The following is a 17,649-nucleotide window of genomic DNA, read 5'->3' as shown; positions in this document are numbered from 1 at the left end:
ACCATTAAAGCCTTAACCCCGCATCAGTCCGTAGACAAGCATATGGTCGTTAGTTTCTAGAGCCCCATGGGTGACAAAACCGCGGGATTAAAACTTATCACCAATACTCAATTTGCGCAATATGCTCTGAATATATGACAGAGTGTAAAACTCCCTTGTCACTAACCCTTCTACCTCTGAAAGAGCTTTAATTAAAAAGTCGGCATCAAACTCCTCAACCAACACCTTTAATGCTAAAGCGTTAATTTTCCCCTTTTTCCTGTGCAAGACTGAGGAACGCCGAATATAATCGTGAGATCTTAATTGTTCGACTCTCTGGACAAGAGCATCAGAAAAAATTTTTTCATTCGAGTAGAAGTTTAATATTTCTGTATGCTCAAAATTTTCCTCGGGAACAGTTTGGAAAATTTTAGGCGAACCAATAATCTTGCAATTTACGAACTTACAGCTTTCTAATTTCGTTCCATTAAATATATTCTCCTCCATCAGACAGTTAGTGAATGTAGCCATTTGAAAATTGCACTTTCTGAACAATGTACCACGTATCAAACAGTCCTTGAAATCTGCTTTATAAAAGCTACAGAATTTAAACTTCACCCCAACAAAAGATGATCCCACGAAACTTGAACTTGAGAAATTAGAACGATAACTTGATGACCTGTTGAAATTTTTGTAGATAAACCTCCTCTCCCGAACGTCGTGATTCACATAACTGAAAGCATATCTATTTCTATCGTTTGCCGACATAGAAAATCCGATTTCATAAATTCAAAGAACAGTGATCACATACCCAGATTAAAATCGCGATAAACATGCGATTCAAGGCTACATCACTGGCAAAGCGCTACAACCTACACATCGAGAAAGTTTGCTGCCCTTGAATTCGATTCTTTCTTCGTACTCATATCATGCATAACCCCGCCATTATGCGAGGTAGAGGTGTAGCAGTTTCTGGAGCATCCGGCGATAAAAGCACGCGCCAGCAACCACGTAGATTCAGCCATTGAACGTGATCATTTTTTCTCTATCGCCATTTATTAGAGGAAACTTTAGGGAAGATTGACATTTTTAGTTGAACCAAACGCCCGCAGCGCTTACTTGGGGAGCTTTTCCATCAAGAGATCATGGGCATTTTCAGACATCTTTCACACTCGATGCCCCTTTTGCGAGGCAAGGCGCCGGACAGGGCTTGACCGTCTGGCGCCGAACAGAACAGACTGAACCCGCGATGGCCTGGCCATCGCTTGCTTGACGGGGTGCCGGTGGAACCGGCTGAGATCACCTTGTATCGCTGTGCGATACCACGGTGGATCCCGATGAACCTGATCCGGCTAATACCGGCGTAGGGATTCAAGCGAAGGGTCCGCGCTGCCGTTCCGGCGCCCTGCAACACCTCCCCTTCCTGCCTACGCTGTGCGCCGGCTGACTGACGTCACGCTCTGGAGCACAACACATGACCGAAAGCACGATCTCTCAGGAATCGCACGCCCCGCGTCGCGGCAGTAAGCAACCCACCTTTCTGGCCGACAGTGCCCGCGTCGACAGCGCCTCCGTGTCGCCACTGCCCGCGTCTCGCAAGGTCTTCATTGAAGGCTCGCGCCCGGACATCCGCGTGCCGATGCGCGAAATCAGCCTTTCCCCCACCACGACCCGTGATGGCATCGAAGAGAACCCGCCGCTGCTGGTCTATGACACTTCCGGCCCCTACACCGACCCGGGCGCCGATATCGACATCCGCCGCGGTCTGGCGGATTTGCGCCGGGCCTGGATCGATGAGCGCGGTGACACCGAGTGGCTGGACGGCCCCACCTCTGAATACGGCAAGCGCCGCTCCGAGGACCCGCGTCTGGCGACCCTGCGTTTTGATTTGAAACGCACCCCGCGGCGCGCGAAGCCGGGACGCAACGTGACCCAGATGCACTACGCCCGACAGGGGATCATCACCCCGGAAATGGAATTCATCGCCCTGCGCGAGAACCAGCGCCGACAGCAGATCGGCAATGAGGAAGTCGAGCGCATTCTGGGTCATCAGCACCCGGGCGAATCCTTTGGCGCCCGCCTGCCGGAGGAGATCACGGCCGAATTCGTGCGCGAGGAAGTGGCCCGCGGGCGGGCGATCATTCCCAACAACATCAACCACCCCGAAAGCGAGCCGATGATCATCGGGCGCAATTTCCTGGTGAAGATCAACGGCAACCTGGGCAACTCGGCGGTGACCTCCTCGATCGAGGAAGAGGTCGACAAGATGACCTGGGGCATCCGCTGGGGCGCCGATACCATCATGGATCTCTCCACCGGTCAGAACATTCACGAGACCCGCGAGTGGATACTGCGCAACTCGCCGGTGCCGATCGGCACGGTGCCGCTCTATCAGGCGCTGGAAAAGGTGGGTGGCGTGGCCGAAAACCTCACCTGGGAGATCTTTCGCGATACGCTCATCGAGCAGGCCGAACAGGGCGTGGACTACTTCACCATCCACGCCGGCGTCAGGCTGCACCATGTGCCGATGACCGCTGAACGCACCACCGGCATTGTCTCGCGTGGCGGCTCGATCATGGCCAAGTGGTGTCTGGCTCATCATGAGGAAAGCTTTCTCTACACCCGCTTTGAAGAGATCTGCGAGATCATGACGGCCTATGACGTCGCCTTCTCGCTGGGCGACGGCCTGCGCCCGGGATCGATTGCCGATGCCAACGACGCCGCCCAGTTTGCCGAGCTCGAAACCCTGGGCGAGCTGACGCAAATCGCATGGCGTCACGACGTGCAGGTGATGATCGAAGGGCCCGGCCACGTGCCGATGCACCTGATCAAGGAGAACATGGACAAGCAGCTCGAGTGCTGTGACGAGGCGCCCTTCTACACCCTCGGGCCGCTGACCACCGACATCGCGCCGGGCTATGACCACATCACCTCCGGCATCGGCGCGGCGATGATCGGCTGGTACGGCTGCGCGATGCTCTGCTACGTCACGCCCAAGGAGCATCTGGGCCTGCCCAACCGCGACGATGTGAAGACCGGCATCATCACCTACAAGATCGCCGCCCACGCCGCCGATCTCGCCAAGGGCCACCCCGCCTCGCAGCGACGCGACAACGCGTTGTCCAAGGCGCGCTTCGAGTTTCGCTGGGAGGATCAGTTCAACCTGGGGCTCGACCCGGACACCGCGCGGGAATACCACGACGAAACCCTGCCCAAGGACTCGGCCAAGGTGGCGCACTTTTGCTCCATGTGCGGGCCGAAGTTCTGCTCGATGAAAATCAGTCAGGAAGTCCGTGAATACGCGCGCGACCGTGGGCTTCAGGGCGATGAAGACGCCATGCGACGCGGTATGGCCGAGCAGGCGGAGAAGTTTCGCGACAGCGGCAGCGAACTCTACAAGGAAGTTTGACCCGCCAACGCAAAAGGCCCCGGCAAACCGGGGCCTTTCATGGGCCTGCCGTAGCGTCTCCCGCCACCGGTGACAAGGGCCCACCCCTGCGCGACCAATGTCTATAGGCCGATGGTCAGGCAGCCGTTGAGCTAAATATCAGACATTATTATATTTATATCTGATATTTGGAGACATGCCTGTGACCGAGCTCGAGCATCTACCTCATGCTGCTGCCGACGCTGATGCCGATACGCTTGCCTTGGTGCTGGCACATACCATTTTGTCGGGCCAGTGGGCCAGCGGTGACATCTTCCCCCGAGAGCTGGATCTATGTCGTCACTTTGACGCCAGCCGCAACCGGATACGCAATGCCCTGGCGACCCTGAGCAGCTGCGGGCTCATAGAGCGCACTGCCGGGCGTGGCACCATCGTGCGCGATATTGCCGACTGGCATCTGCTTGACCCGAACATGAGCCTCTGGCTTGCCGGACTGGACACACCACACCCCCAGCTGGTGCATGAGGTGTTTGCCTTTCGACTGGCCGCCGAACCCTATGTCAGCGAGCTGGCAGCACTGGCCGCCACGGCCCAGGATCTGGCAAAGATCGAAAGCGCCTTTAACGGCATGTGTGAGACGGCGGATGATCCGGAACAGCGCAACGCTCACATTGATTACGACATCGCCTTCCATGAAGCCATCTACAGTGCCGGTCATAACCTGGTGTGGCGCCAGATGGGGCTTTTGCTTCGCCCCTCGATTGTAGCGCTGATCCAGCGCTCTCATCATCGTGTTGACCGACTCGACGACAGCCTGGAGCGCCACCGCCGGGTCCTGGAGGCCATCCGGATGCGACAACCGGCAGCGGCCCGCGAAGCCACCGAGCATGTTCTGGCCCGTACGGCAGCCGACCTTGAGCTCTCCGGCAGACCGACCGCGCTGCGCCCCGGCCCGCTAACGCCCCTGTGAATGAATCCCGTGAGGTGACCCCCGAACGGATTTTGTGCCGACAAGGCACTGCCGCCTCGTCACCTACTGCTCCTCATGGCGATACATGATGAGCACGCCCTGCCCTCGACACCCACACCCCAGGAGCAAGCCATGCAATTAGGTGTCTGTTATTACCCGGAACACTGGCCCCGAGAGCGCTGGGCCGACGACGCGCGAGCCATGGTCGAGGCCGGCATCAGCGTTGTGCGTATCGGTGAATTTGCCTGGAGTCGGCTGGAGCCGCGCCCGGGGGAGCTGCAGTTTGATTGGCTTGATGAGGCCGTGGCAACACTGGCCGAGGCCGGCCTTTCCATCGTGATGGGTACCCCCACCGCGACCCCGCCCAAGTGGCTGGTCGATACACATCCGGAGATTCTCGCCGTGGACGAACATGGTCGACCACGAGGTTTTGGGTCGCGCCGCCACTACTGCTTTGCCTCGCCGGTCTATCGCACGCAAAGCGAGCGCATCATCCGGCTGATGGCCGAGCGCTACGCGGGCCACCCCGCCATCATCGCCTGGCAGACCGACAACGAATACGGCTGTCACGACACCATTCTCAGCTACTCGCCGGCGGCGCGCGCCGGCTTCGGCGACTGGCTCCAGCAGCGCTACGGCGATGTTGAGGCGCTCAACAACGCCTGGGGCAGCGTGTTCTGGAGCATGGAGGTCACCGAGTTTGACCAGGTGGAAGCACCGGTTGGCACCGTGACCGAGCCCCACCCGGCCATCGTGCTCGATTACCGCCGCTACTGTTCGGATCTGGTGGTGACCTACAACCGCCTGCAGGTCGATACCCTGCGCACCGCCGGAGTATCCGTGGATATCGTTCACAACTTCATGGGGCTTTTTACCGAGTTCGATCATTTCGATGTTGCCCGTGATCTCGATATCGCCAGCTGGGACAGCTATCCGCTGGGCTTTCTGGAACGCGGCGCCCATGATGAGGCCACTCGTGATCACTACCGCCGGCAGGGCCATCCGGATTTTGCCGGTTTTCACCACGATCTCTACCGCGCCATGTGCCGCGGTCGCTGGTGGGTGATGGAACAGCAGCCCGGGCCGGTCAACTGGGCGATCAGCAACGCCGCCCCGCTGCCCGGCATGGTGCGCCTATGGAGCCATGAAGCCTTCGCCCACGGCGCCGAGGTAGTGTCCTATTTCCGCTGGCGTCAGGCACCCTTCGCCCAGGAGCAGATGCACGCGGGCCTGTTGCGCCCCGACGGCAGTGAATCAAACGCCTGGCCGGAGCTGCTGGCCGTGCGTGACGAGCTTCCTGACCTGGCCCGGGAAAACATCACCACGGCCTCGGCATCGGTCGCGCTGATGTTTGACTACAGCGCCATCTGGGCCTGTCAGATTCAGCCCCATGCCGCCGATTTCGATGCGCTGGAGCTGCACCTGAGCTGGTACAGCGCCCTGCGCCGGCTGGGCCTTGATGTCGACATCGTCTCCCCGACCACCGAGCTCGACGGCTACGCCCTGGTCGTGCTCCCCTGCCAGGTCATTGCCGACGACGCCCTTGCGACAAGGCTTGAGGCCGCCCGCGACTCGGGCACCCCATTGATCATCGGCGCGCGCTCCGGCTCACGCACCCCCGATTTTCAGATTCCTGCCAACCTGGCACCGGGGCCTCTGGCCACGCTGACCGGCGTGACGGTGGACCAGATCGACGGCATGCGCCCGGGCACCCATCCGCGCCTGAGCCTGCCCGGCAGCCCGCAGGGTCATGCCCTGCGCTGGCGCGAACAGCTGGATGAAAAGCGCCAAAAGGCCCGGGTTGTGCACCGCTTCGAGGACGGCATGCCGGCAGTGACCGACCATCAGGGCGTGGCCTATCTCACCGCCTGGCTGGATGAGGACAGCATGATGGCGATATTCGCCGAGGCGTGTCGCGCAGCCGATATCGCCACCACCGCGCTTCCCGAAGGGGTCAGGCTGCGCCGTCGCGGCGCGCTCTGCTTTGCCTTCAACTATGCCCCTGAACCCCGTCACCTGCCGGACAACCTGATTCCGTCATCAGGCTATCTGATCGGTGACACGACACTGCCTCCTGCCGGGGTCAGTGTCTGGTCGATGATGCACTAGCTTCGACAACCGGATAACGCACTGTCCCCGCTTCGGTTTCCCGAGCGGGGACAGTGCGTTATGGGCAGCGATTTTATGAACAGGACGTCATGGACAGCGGGTTAGCGCCTGCGATCCACAGGCGCGGCACCGGCAAGGGCTAGATAAAGGCCAGATAGATGGCAACGACCAGTACCAGCAGTGCAATGCTGGCCGGCCATGCCTTGCTCCAGGGCGTCATGTCGATGGCCCCGGCATCCTGCTGCACCCAGGGTTCGGCACGCGGCATCATTTTACCGATGGCCAGCATCATCAACACCAGAAGCACCATGACAATCGCAATGAAGTGGAAATTGGACACGGCATCAACGACACCGGCCAGCGGCGGTACGAAATAAAATGCGGCAATCACCACACAGCCCAGCACCAGCGCCAGATTGGCGGCAAGCGCCGGCACACGCCGGGTCAAAAAGCCGACCAGAATGACCGACAGCAGGGGGACGTAATACAGCGAGTTGACCTTCTGGACATAGACAAAGAGGCTCTCCTGACTGGCCATCAGGGGCGCAATGGTCATGGCCGCGATCGCCATCAGCCAGCCCGACCACTTGGAAGCTCGCACCACCTGAGCTTCCGTGGCATTCGGCTTCAGTCGCGCCTTATAGACATCCAGACTGAACAGCGTTGCCGTTGAATTCAGCGCCGAGTTGAAAGACGACAGGATGGCCCCGACCATCGCCGCGGCGAAAAAGCCTGTCAGCGGCGCCGGCAAAACGTCATGGACCAGCTGTCCATAGGCCGCATCGGCCTTGACGCCTTCGCCAACATACATATGAAAGGCAATAATGCCCGGCAGCACCAGATAAAGCGGTCCAAGCAGCTTGAGCAGCCCGGTCAAAAGCACCCCTTTTTGCCCTTCGGCCAGGGTTTTAGCGGCAAAGGTACGCTGAATGATCTGCTGGTTGGTGCACCAGTAGAACATGTTCAAAAGCAGAACGCCGGTAAAGATGGTGGAGAAAGGCACCGACTGATCTTCGGTCCCCCAGGAGCGCATTTTCTCCGGATGGCTGGTCTTGAGCGTGTCCCAACCGGCCAGGATGCCCTGGCCATCACTGATGGCGTTGAGTCCGAAATAGACGATCATCAACCCGCCGATCAAAAGTCCTACGCCGTTGATGGTGTCGGAAATGGCAATCGAGCGCAGCCCGCCAAACAGGGCGTAGATGGACCCGCCGACGCCGACGGCCACAATGGTCAGCACCAGCAGTACCGCATTGGATTCGATACCCGTCAGCGTCTGAAGATCCAGCAGTCCCATCAGCCCGAGCGCACCGGAATAAAGAATGCTGGGAAGAAGAATGGCCGCATAAGCCACCATGAAAATAATATTGGCCAATAGCCGGGTGGTGCGATCAAACCGCAGCGCCAGCAGCTCCGGCACCGTCGTGACACCACTTTTAAGAAAGCGCGGTAGAAAGAACATGGCCATGGTGACCAGGGTGACGACCGCGATCACCTCCCAGGCCATGACCGATAGCCCGTCGGTAAATGCCGCACCGTTGAGCCCGACCATCTGCTCGGTCGACAGGTTGGTCATCATCAAAGAGCCCGCAATGATCGGGAAGGTCAGACTGCGCCCTGCCAGAAAATAACCGTTCGAATGGCGATGATCATCGTGACGCGTTATGCGCCAGGTAACGAACGCTACCAGTGCGGTAAAAAAGACAAACGAGGCCAGGGTCAACGCATTCATGGGGTTGCCTTATGGAAACACGGAGAGGTCTTGCGCGAAGCCACCGAGTCTATCGCCATGAACGATAGAGACCATTCGCAATTTGTCTTACCTATTTATATAAAATGTCTAACAATTCCGGACATTTTAGGTATCGCTAACGTTCTATCCTGCTGAACTCAGACTCCTGAGCCGTGCAACGCTCCAGAAATCTCGAAGCAGAAAAGGTCAAAACGCATGAAGGGTAATATTTCCCGTGTCCCTCAAACACAAAAGGCCCCGGCAAGCCGGGGCCTTTCATGCGAAATGTTTCATCCATTCATACGGTCGCGGTATCAGGCTCGAAGCGCTTTTGCAGGTAGGCCTTGATGGCGTCGGACTCATACATCCATTCGGTCCCGCCATTTTCCTCAATGGCAAGACACGGCACCTTGACGCGGCCACCGCCAGCCTTCAATGCCTGCCGGGCAGCATCGTCGTGCTGGGTATCGCGCAGGGCAATCGGCAGGGCCAGACGATGCATTTCATGGCGGACCTTCACGCAGAAGGGACAGGTGCGAAACTGATACAGCGTCAGCGACTGGCAGGCGCGGTCGACTTCCGCCTGCGCCCTTTGGGTGCGCGTGACCGGTTCGGGCCGACCGAAGCGGTCGCGGGCGATCATGACAGGCGCCAGCACCAGGCGAACGCCCTTGAAGAAATAACGAACCAGTATTTTCATGACGACACCGTGGGGAAGTAAAACGAAAGGACAGTGCCCATGATATCAGCCCCGGGCGCCGCGGTTGACCCCCGGGGGGTTACTGGATCATTTGTAAAAGCGTCCAGGGGGCCTCGCAGGCATACTTCTGCTCGCGCTCCGGGTCATGATCGCCCAGCGCCAGCTCCCGATCATTGTCGTAGGCGACGAACAGGCGCTCGTGATCCAGCACGGCCAGCCCCTCGGCCTTGTGGGTGAACACCAGCGGTGCCCCGGCTTCGTTTTCCACCAGCGCGGGTGCCCTGCCGCGTTCAAAATCGGCCATGTTGATCACCCAGAGATAGCCGCCGATACTGTCGATGCCGCCCTGCTCGTTTTCAAAGCTGGTCATCAGATAAAGCCGGTGGTTATACGGATCATATTCAAGGCTCGACAGGCCACAGAGGTGCTCAACGGCCTCAAACCGACCCGGATCAAAGGCGTAGTGCTCGCGCATCTCATCGAGAAACACCAGTTGCCCCTGTTCGTTGATCCGGTAGTGGGCGCCGACCACGCGGCAGACATAGTTGAAGTCATCAAAATGCTGCCCCTGTTCCCGCACGCCAAACAGCAGCAGACCATCGCCTTCATCGCTCGGAATGGCCGCCAGGCCTTCGATCTTGTAATAGGGCATGCCGATGGCCGCCGTCAGCCGCTGGCGCAGCTCCAGTGAACCTTCCACACCGTCACGCGGGTCCGGGTCAACGACCTGCACCCGGTCCGGGTCGCCCAGCGGCCAGATCAGCAGATGGTTGTAATCGTTGAGGGAGTGATCCTCGGAGTGAATGCGATCAAAGCCAGTGGTGGCCAATACATGGCGACCATCCACGGTCAGCGCAAAATCCTCGTATTTGATCGCCTGACGAATCAGTGGCTGGGTATAGTAGGCCAGCGTGTCTTCCTGCGGATGGCCCTGATCATCGATATCAACGGCAAAGACCGAGGAACGTTCGGCGCCGGGAATCGGCTTGTCGCTACCGAGGATTAACCTCTGACCGTCATACACCACAGCGGAGACTTCGGCATGAACCGTCTGCTGCCGGTCATCGGCCAGTCCGGCCGGAAAACAGTGCAGTGTGCCGTGATGGATGGAATGTGCGCGCATGGCAAACCTCCTTTAGACAATGGATGGCGCTGATTTGACGCCGTCACCCGTTCGATACAACCTTTCAACGCCCCGACAGCCGCTCACGGATCAACGTGAACGTCCCACAACCCGGGGTCAAACGCTTGCCCTGGAGTCAGGTTCTTGAATGTACTGAGCATTACTGCCCCGATCTTCATGCTGATCGCTCTCGGATACGCTGCCGTCATGTGGGGCGTGGTCTCAAGGGAGCATATCCAGGGGCTGGGGCGTCTGGTGGTCAATTTTGCCCTGCCGGCACTGATTATCCGCGCCCTCAGCGAAAACGCACTGGCCGATGTGTTCGATGCCCACTATCTGCTGGCCTATGGGCTTGGGTCACTGCTGACGTTTTCAGCAGGGCTTTTTCTGGCCTGGCGCGTGCAGCGTCATCGTCTGGATTACGCCGCCATCTCGGCGATGGGCATGGCGACCGCCAACAGCGGTTTTATCGGCTATCCCATTGCGGTGATGGTGATCGGCCCCACTGCGGGCGTGGCGCTGGCCCTGTGCATGCTGATCGAGAACATGATGATGATCCCGCTGGGACTGGCGCTGGCGGAAGCGGGCAGCCAGCAGGGCATCTCCATTCGAAAAACAATCATGACGACCGCAAGGCGTCTGGTGCGTAATCCGATCATTATCGCCATCGTCAGCGGCGCCCTGATTTCCCTGTCGGGGCTGTCGATCCCGGCGCCGTTCTACAAGGCACTGGACATGCTCGCCGATGCTTCGGCGCCGGTCGCCCTGTTCGTCATCGGGGGGACGCTTTATGGCCTGAAGGTTCAGGGCATGTACCGCGATATCGGTCAGATCACGCTGGCCAAGCTGGTCTGTCACCCTCTGCTGGTGTTGGCGTGCTTTCAGATATTTCCCATCGACAACACTGAGCTGATGGCGGGCGCACTCCTGATTGCCAGTGCGCCCATGCTGAGCGTTTACCCCATCTTCGGTGTGCGCTTTTCGATGGACAAGCTCTGCGCGGCGGCACTATTGGCCGCCACGGTCACCTCCTTTATCACCATCAGCGCGACCATCTGGATGATTCACCAGAGCGGGGCGTAATCAGCAGTCCGCCAGCGCCTGCAGCAGCGTTTCGCGACGATTTTCGTCCATGAAGGCGGCTTCAATGGCGTTGCGGGCCAGCACTCTGAAGGCGTCTTCATCCCAGCCAAAGGCGTCATGGCAGGCCATGAAGTTGTTGAGCATGCCGCCGCCAAAATAGGCCGGATCGTCAGAATTGAGCGTCACGCACAGCCCCTGATCCAGAAGCGCCGGCAGGGTGTGGTCCTCAAGGCGTTCGAACACCTTGAGATAGACATTGGACAGCGGGCAGACCGTCAGCGGAATCTGTTCGTTGGCAAGCCTTGCCGTCAGCGCCTCGTCTTCCAGACAGCGCACGCCGTGGTCGATACGACACACGTCCAGCGCGTCCAGTGCCCCACTGATATAGGCCGCCGGGCCCTCTTCACCAGCGTGAGCAAGCCTTGCGATGCCCAGCATCCGGGCCTGCTCGAATACGGCAGTAAACTTTTCCGGCGGGTTGCCCAGCTCGGCGCTGTCCAGGCCGATGGCGTCAATCTGGTCATACCAGGGGGCGGCCTGCTCCAGCACGTCCATGGCATCATCAGCGCTGCGATCGCGCAGGAAACTCATGATCAGGGCCGTCGACATTCCGAAGCGGCGCGAGGCCTCTTCACGCGCCTGCCCCAGACCTGCAAACAGCGTGCGCATCGCTACGCCGCGCGACAGGTGCGGTTGCGGATCAAAGGAGAGCTCAACGTGGACCACGCCGTCCTGGTGAGCCCGCTCGAAATAGGCCATCGCCAGGTCAAAGAAATCCTGCTCGGTATGCAGGACGTTCATGCCCTGATAGTAGAGATCGAGAAAGGATTGCAGGTTGGCGAAATTATAGGCCGCGCGGACCTCTTCAATGGAATCATAGGGGAGCGCAACATCGTTTCTGGCGGCCAGCTCGAACATGAGCTCGGGTTCCAGCGTGCCCTCGATGTGCAGATGCAGTTCCGCCTTGGGCAGCGTTTGTAGCCAGTCTTTCATGAGCACTTCCTCACAGTCCTGCAGTCAATCAGCACCAGAGTGCCGGATGATTCATCAAATAATACGACCAGTGTCGTTTCGCTCCAGCAGGATAAACCAGCGGGGGCGTAGTGTCGCCCGATCGGCAAGCCCCTTGTGCGTCGGACATGAAAAAGGGCTGCCATGACAGGCAGCCCTGATGTGACCGTCATGCACCGCTCAGCTGCGGCTGGTCACTTCCAGCAGATGGTAGCCAAACTGGGTCTTGACCGGGCCATGCACCTTGTTGAGATCGCCGGTAAAGACGACTTCATCAAATTCACGCACCATCTGGCCGCGGCCGAAGGTACCCAGATCACCACCCTGACGACCGCTGGGGCACTTTGAATGTTCGCGTGCGACGTCGGCAAAATCCCTGCCCTGCTCGATGTCACTTTTGAGTGCTTCGCACTCGGCTTCGCTGTTGACCAGAATATGTCGTGCACTTGCCTGGGCCATGATCGGCTCTCCTGAGTAAAACCGTGATTGTACGATGGGGCCGGAGCAGGCCATAGCGTCGTCAGCACATTGAATACCAAAAACTGACCACACACAGAAAGGACCGCTTAAAAGCGGCCCTTTCATTAACTCTTGACGGTGCAAGCGTTACTTCTTGGCAGCGTCCTTGACGTTGCCCTTGGCGCTCTCGGCATGCCCTTTCGACTGCTGGGCCTTGCCTTCTGCTTCAGTGCCAGGCTTGTCGGTTGCCTTGCCTACGGCTTCCTTGACCTTGCCCTTTGCCTTGTCGAGTGCGCCTTCAGCCTTGTCAGACTTGGAATCTGTAGCCATGACAGTTACCTCCATGTAGAAAATATGATATCTGCCTGTTCGGGCAATATCTGCGTATCCAGGATACGCATGCATTAGTGTAGACGATTATGCCATCTTGCCAATGTCATCGCTGTATCGGCACAGAAGACATGGCAAACGCTTGTCAGTCCTTGCTTTTGCTGTCGGAGTTGGCCTTTCGTTCGCCCTTGGCCAGATCCTTTTCACCCTTTTCGATCTGGTCCTTGTCGCCTGCAGCCTTGCCGGTCTCCTTCTGGATCTTGCCGCCAAGCTTGTCGATCATGCCTTCTGCCTTGCCGCCCTTTGACTCTGACATGCCAACCTCCTGTTCTGCATGATGGTCCGACCTGTTCTGCATGATGGTCCGACGTGTACCGATGCTGTCTGACTCGTTTATCGGTACCTTATCTACAGCATAGCCACTACCTGCCAGCCGTCAGCCATCATTTTGTGAACGATTGTGAATAACGTTTTCATCACAGGTTATCGTTATCGCTAACGGTATATCAGCCAAACTGCTGGCGCAGCCAGGCCACGATATCGGCAGACTCATACATCCAGTGCGTTTCGCCTGTCTCCTGAGTGATACGCAGACAGGGCACCATGGTGCGGCCGCCGCCCTCGAGCAGCTCCTCGCGAGCACTCGGGTCCTCACGCGTGTTGCGAAGCTCGATATTGAGCGACAACCGCTCGATTTCATGCAGTACGCGACGGCAAAAGGGGCAGCTTTCAAACTCGTAAAGCGCCAGAGATCGGCACTGTTGATCCACTTGTGCCTGCTCCTCGGGCGTTCGGGCCATCTGATCGGTATCGTCCTGCATCGAGTTCTCCTTATCGGGGTTGCGTGTCAGCGTCAGGGCGTGGACTCTTCGATGTCCACGATCCCCGAGCGGCTCATGTTGATTTTCCAGCGCTGGACGGTCGTTTTCTGGGAGCCGCGGATACCGCGCGCCACCAGGTTGAGCTGATAGCGCCGCTCGACCACCTCACGCTCCACGTCATCATCGTTGAGCTGATAGACATGATGATGGCTGTCCTCGAGCAGATTCGCGATCATGGAAAGATCGAGCATCATGATCTCGCGGGTCTCTTCATAGCCGCTGAGAAACCGGGTCGGCAACATTTTCGAGCGGCTTCGATACTGCAAAATGACCTCTTCACGCTGGGTGACGCCGCCCCCCCGGGTCACACGAATATCGTCGTCCAGCCGCTTGAAGCGGACATAGTCGAGCCACTCGCGCTGCTGGCCGACCATCTCATTGCTGTGCACATCAAAATACTGGCGCATCCATTTGGCCCGACCGCGGCGCAGCCAGCGCCACAGCGTGTTGCGCAGATCCTCCTTGAAAACCTCGCGCATGGCGTACAAAAGCGCCAGTATCAACACAAAGCGCAGGGTCAGATCCCCCACCAGATTGCGTGCTTCCAGCATCATCACCGAAATCACCAGCATCACCACCCCGGTCGCCAGTGCCTTGACGCCACGCTCCTCCCAGGCGCCCAGCTCGCGTGTTTTCTGCTTGAGGGTAACGGGATATTCGATCAGGCGCCGCAGCAGGCGCATCTTGTTGGAAATGCGCGACGGACTCTGGGCGGCGCGAGTCGAGTTGTACTGATGCTCATCGCGGTAGCGGTTTTCAAACCGGCAGATCTCCAGCAGCGAGGCGCGCGCGAAGGCCTGTGAGTCATCGAGCTCGGGCAGTGCAGCCACCAGCTTCAAAAGCCGCTGCTCGGTAATCCAGGAGAGATAGTTGTCGATATTGATGAAGTACTTGAGCTGGCTGTCATCAGCGGGACGATTGCGACGCATGCGCCTGGGGACGCTGCGCGCCAGCTCGACGACCTCTTCAAGTGACTCTACGGTGACCCGGTCACGATTCCCTTCCAGCGGGGCGATCAGACGCTCGAGTGCGACCACATACTGATAGGCATAAAGACTCAGGCTCAGGCGATAACGCTCGGGCGACTGACGATCGCGACGCGCCAGCCGGCTGTGGGCCAGCGGCAGATGGCGCTGGTTACTGTAGTAGGTGCGCTTTAAATGTATGGCGTTGTGATAAAAGCTCCCCTCGGAGACGACATTGCGATGCAGATCGATCTCTGCGGGCACAAACAGATACAGATCCAGCCCATGCTCGGTAGCCTCCCTGAGCACGCGCGAGATCTTGATGTTGAAACCTTCCCTGCGCTCTACACTGACCAAGAACGTGACCCTTGAAGCATGACATGACGGAGGCACCGGCACTTCTGACGCATGTATTTTTCACACATCGCGACCTGGTTCGAATCTCAATGATGGCATTATTGCCACTACACTGGGAGACGCCCCCCACAGGGTATTTCATTTATACATCAGGCACCCGAAAGCATTAAGCGCCTGTCTGAATCGTTCAACCGGGGTAATCACATCATGCAGGACACCACCGACAAGCCTCACGGCAAGGACCGTGGACACGACTCCGGTTCGCCGCTTGCCATGCCGGGGCGCGGCTGGAAGGACACGCTCTTTCGCGTCAAACGCCAGGTAGAAGCCAATCACGCCACCCTGATCGCGGCCAGCATCGCCTTTTACGCCTTTCTGGGAATCTTTCCGGCCATCGCTGCCTTCATTTCAATCTGGGGTCTGGCCTTTGATCCCCAGCAGGTGCAGGGCCAGATCGAAATGCTCAGCAGCGTGCTCCCCGAAGACGCCGCCAGCATCATTCGACAGCAGGCACTGTCGGTGAACAACAGCGCCGGGGCCGGCATGAGCATTACGGCCGTGGCAGGCCTTGCCTTTACGGTCTACAGCGCCTCCAAGGGCATGCGCGGGCTGATGGCCGGGCTCAACATCATCTATGGCGAAAAGGAAGAGCGTGGCCTGATCAAGCTCACCCTGATGACCTGGTTTCTGACCGGCGCCATGATGGTGATGACCATTCTGACGCTGGGCACCATTGCCATACTGCCGCCGCTGATCGCCTGGCTGCCGTTTGGTGACACCCTGGCCACCCTTTTAACCTATATTCGCTGGCCGATCCTGCTGCTGCTGGTCATCAGCGCCATCACCATCCTTTACCGCTACGGGCCCGACCGGGCCCCTTCCCGAGTGGGCTGGCTAAGCGTCGGCTCCATTACGGCCACGCTGCTCTGGGCGCTGGGCTCGATCGGCTTTTCCATTTACGTGCGCAACTTCGGCAACTATAACCAGACCTACGGCACCATCGGCGCGGTCATGGTACTGCTGCTGTGGTTCTGGCTGTCGGCCTTTATCGTGCTGCTGGGCGCGGCGCTCAACTGCGAACTCGAGCGCCAGACCAAAAAGGACACGACCACCGGCAAACCACGGCCAATGGGCAAGCGCGGCGCCTGGGCGGCCGACACCGTGGCACGCGACGACAAGGATATCGGCCAGAATGCCTTTACCGATGCCAGCAGCGTGGAAAGCGACAGTCGCAGCGACCGCACCGACTAGTCCCCTTGAGCCTTCCCCCTGCCCGAGCCAGAGACAGGCAGGGCAGCGTTTCAAGAGTGTGTGAATGGACACACCGCAATGATTCAACAGGGAGCGTTTTCATGGGCGAACACTACCGTCAGCGCCAGCGTGTGAAATGGAAATGGGGCGACAACTGGACCGAAGGCAAGGTCACCCGCAAATACACCGACAGGGTGACCCGGCGCATCAAGGGCAGCGACGTGAACCGCAACGCCACCGAGGACGAGCCGGCCTACATGATCAAGCAGGATGACGGTGACCGCGTGCTCAAGCTGCACAAGGAACTGCGCAAGGCCTGAGCCTTGCCAGAGACGACGATACATTATCAGGGTCAGGGAGCACCCCATGAGTGACGACAGGGAAGCCATCTACCAGGATTTCAGGGAAAGCGTCAATATGGCGCCAAAAGAGCTTGAAGAGTGGCTGGAAAGCGACGAGTCAAAATCGGTGGGTGACAGCAGCGAGGGAGAATCCACCGGCCATCAGTCCGGCCGGCGCATCGTCGAGATCAAGAGAAAGCGCAAGGCCGAGCTTGATGACGAGGACTACAGCCACATGAAAAAGGTCAATCAGTACGTGGCCCGTCACCTCAAGCAGCCGCCGCAGAAAGAGGACAAAAAGACCTCGCGCTGGCGCTATTCGCTGATGAACTGGGGGCACGATCCGCTTAAATCGTCGTAGCGGCTTAAAAGAAGCTGACAACCTGTAGGGACATCAGGCAGGCCCGCCCTCCGGATGCCATGATCCTGACGCAAACATGACAAAAGGATGACCCCCATGCTTAAACGTTCTCTTCTCGCCGGCGCTGTTATGATGAGCGCCGCCGCGATCGCCCAGGCCGACGACCAGCCCGCCACCCAAGGGCTCTACTCTGCCGACAGACTGATGGATGCCCAGGTACACCTTCAGGGTGACACAGAGAGCATAGGTGAAGTGGAAGATCTGCTGTTTGGCGATGACATGACCCTGCAGGCCATTGTGATCGAAGCCGATGACGAGGGCTCTGCGACGCAGGACCATGGCTATGTCATCCAGCGCGGTGATTTTACGGTCGATACCAGCAGCGATACCGATCTCGACGAGATCGAGTACAGCGTTATCGTCAATCTCGATCGTGAAGCGCTTGAGCAACAGCCCACATGGAGCAATGACTGGTGGCAGGATGCGCGTCAGCAGGCCTCACAGACCTGGCAACAGACCAGCGACGCCGCCAGCAGCGCCTGGCAGGATACCCGCCAGGCCACTTCCAATCTGCTGCAGCGTGCCGGTGACGCACTCGAGAACTGATCT

18 protein-coding genes and 1 riboswitch are annotated in these 17,649 nt (G+C 58.7%); of the genes, 8 read left to right on the top strand and 10 right to left on the bottom strand.

Annotated elements, in window-relative coordinates:
- Nucleotides 1–87: 87 nt before the first annotated feature.
- On the bottom strand, nucleotides 88–747 hold the full coding sequence (locus C8D72_RS12900; protein ID WP_115854829.1) for a pentapeptide repeat-containing protein: 660 nt from the start codon (nucleotides 745–747) through the stop codon (nucleotides 88–90).
- Between the two features lie 495 nt (nucleotides 748–1,242).
- Nucleotides 1,243–1,367, top strand: a riboswitch (TPP riboswitch).
- An 86-nt stretch (nucleotides 1,368–1,453) separates the two neighbouring features.
- On the opposite strand from C8D72_RS12900, the gene thiC reads away from it, so the two are divergent.
- From thiC to C8D72_RS12885, 3 genes are all read left to right on the top strand, one after another.
- Nucleotides 1,454–3,388 (top strand): phosphomethylpyrimidine synthase ThiC, encoded by a 1,935-nt coding sequence (thiC, locus tag C8D72_RS12895; RefSeq protein ID WP_115854828.1) that lies wholly within the window; start codon nucleotides 1,454–1,456, stop codon nucleotides 3,386–3,388.
- A 175-nt stretch (nucleotides 3,389–3,563) separates the two neighbouring features.
- Nucleotides 3,564–4,337 (top strand): FadR/GntR family transcriptional regulator, encoded by a 774-nt coding sequence (locus tag C8D72_RS12890; protein ID WP_115854827.1) that lies wholly within the window; start codon nucleotides 3,564–3,566, stop codon nucleotides 4,335–4,337.
- Between the two features lie 132 nt (nucleotides 4,338–4,469).
- Nucleotides 4,470–6,446: a beta-galactosidase gene (locus C8D72_RS12885; protein ID WP_115854826.1), complete on the top strand. Its 1,977-nt coding sequence runs from the start codon at nucleotides 4,470–4,472 to the stop codon at nucleotides 6,444–6,446.
- Between the two features lie 139 nt (nucleotides 6,447–6,585).
- Here C8D72_RS12885 and C8D72_RS12880 read toward each other — a convergent pair whose 3' ends face one another.
- The 3 genes from C8D72_RS12880 to C8D72_RS12870 form a co-directional block, all read right to left on the bottom strand.
- A complete protein-coding gene (locus tag C8D72_RS12880; protein WP_115854825.1) occupies nucleotides 6,586–8,178 on the bottom strand; it encodes a solute:sodium symporter family transporter in 1,593 nt (530 codons plus the stop codon).
- 298 nt (nucleotides 8,179–8,476) lie between these two features.
- Nucleotides 8,477–8,878: a glutaredoxin family protein gene (locus tag C8D72_RS12875; protein ID WP_115854824.1), complete on the bottom strand. Its 402-nt coding sequence runs from the start codon at nucleotides 8,876–8,878 to the stop codon at nucleotides 8,477–8,479.
- Between the two features lie 79 nt (nucleotides 8,879–8,957).
- Nucleotides 8,958–10,001, bottom strand: a complete 1,044-nt coding sequence (locus tag C8D72_RS12870) for a hypothetical protein (RefSeq protein ID WP_115854823.1) — start codon at nucleotides 9,999–10,001, stop codon at nucleotides 8,958–8,960.
- A gap of 144 nt (nucleotides 10,002–10,145) precedes the next feature.
- On the opposite strand from C8D72_RS12870, the gene C8D72_RS12865 reads away from it, so the two are divergent.
- Nucleotides 10,146–11,084, top strand: a complete 939-nt coding sequence (locus C8D72_RS12865; protein ID WP_245955255.1) for an AEC family transporter — start codon at nucleotides 10,146–10,148, stop codon at nucleotides 11,082–11,084.
- Here the strand turns inward: C8D72_RS12865 and C8D72_RS12860 are convergent, their stop codons facing one another.
- The 6 genes from C8D72_RS12860 to C8D72_RS12835 all read right to left on the bottom strand — a co-directional run bounded on the left by C8D72_RS12860 (nucleotide 11,085) and on the right by C8D72_RS12835 (nucleotide 15,087).
- Entirely contained in the window at nucleotides 11,085–12,077 is a 993-nt protein-coding gene (locus C8D72_RS12860; RefSeq protein ID WP_115854822.1) for an adenosine deaminase, read from the bottom strand. It abuts the gene before it with no gap.
- Between the two features lie 198 nt (nucleotides 12,078–12,275).
- A complete protein-coding gene (locus C8D72_RS12855) occupies nucleotides 12,276–12,554 on the bottom strand; it encodes a peptidylprolyl isomerase (protein WP_115854821.1) in 279 nt (92 codons plus the stop codon).
- 147 nt (nucleotides 12,555–12,701) lie between these two features.
- Complete coding sequence (locus C8D72_RS12850; protein WP_115854820.1) at nucleotides 12,702–12,884, bottom strand: CsbD family protein; 183 nt, start codon at nucleotides 12,882–12,884, stop codon at nucleotides 12,702–12,704.
- 145 nt (nucleotides 12,885–13,029) lie between these two features.
- Entirely contained in the window at nucleotides 13,030–13,200 is a 171-nt protein-coding gene (locus C8D72_RS12845) for a CsbD family protein (protein WP_115854819.1), read from the bottom strand.
- Between the two features lie 190 nt (nucleotides 13,201–13,390).
- The gene (locus C8D72_RS12840) at nucleotides 13,391–13,705 is read right to left on the bottom strand and encodes a glutathione S-transferase N-terminal domain-containing protein (RefSeq protein ID WP_115854818.1); all 315 of its coding nucleotides are present in this window, start codon (nucleotides 13,703–13,705) and stop codon (nucleotides 13,391–13,393) included.
- 32 nt (nucleotides 13,706–13,737) lie between these two features.
- Nucleotides 13,738–15,087, bottom strand: coding sequence for a hypothetical protein (locus C8D72_RS12835; protein WP_115854817.1), 1,350 nt, complete (start codon nucleotides 15,085–15,087; stop codon nucleotides 13,738–13,740).
- 207 nt (nucleotides 15,088–15,294) lie between these two features.
- On the opposite strand from C8D72_RS12835, the gene C8D72_RS12830 reads away from it, so the two are divergent.
- The 4 genes from C8D72_RS12830 to C8D72_RS12815 all read left to right on the top strand — a co-directional run bounded on the left by C8D72_RS12830 (nucleotide 15,295) and on the right by C8D72_RS12815 (nucleotide 17,646).
- A complete protein-coding gene (locus C8D72_RS12830; RefSeq protein ID WP_115854816.1) occupies nucleotides 15,295–16,338 on the top strand; it encodes a YihY/virulence factor BrkB family protein in 1,044 nt (347 codons plus the stop codon).
- Nucleotides 16,339–16,439: 101 nt separating this feature from the next.
- On the top strand, nucleotides 16,440–16,658 hold the full coding sequence (locus tag C8D72_RS12825; protein WP_115854815.1) for a hypervirulence associated TUDOR domain-containing protein: 219 nt from the start codon (nucleotides 16,440–16,442) through the stop codon (nucleotides 16,656–16,658).
- 46 nt (nucleotides 16,659–16,704) lie between these two features.
- On the top strand, nucleotides 16,705–17,040 hold the full coding sequence (locus tag C8D72_RS12820; protein ID WP_115854814.1) for a DUF3140 domain-containing protein: 336 nt from the start codon (nucleotides 16,705–16,707) through the stop codon (nucleotides 17,038–17,040).
- A 96-nt stretch (nucleotides 17,041–17,136) separates the two neighbouring features.
- Nucleotides 17,137–17,646: a PRC-barrel domain containing protein gene (locus C8D72_RS12815; protein ID WP_115854813.1), complete on the top strand. Its 510-nt coding sequence runs from the start codon at nucleotides 17,137–17,139 to the stop codon at nucleotides 17,644–17,646.
- Nucleotides 17,647–17,649 lie beyond the last annotated feature (3 nt).

This window comes from Kushneria indalinina DSM 14324 (assembly GCF_003385845.1).
In the GTDB taxonomy this organism is placed as follows: Bacteria; Pseudomonadota; Gammaproteobacteria; order Pseudomonadales; family Halomonadaceae; genus Kushneria; species Kushneria indalinina.
Note: the sequence above shows the minus strand (reverse complement) of the source record. Positions and strands in the feature narration are given on the sequence as shown.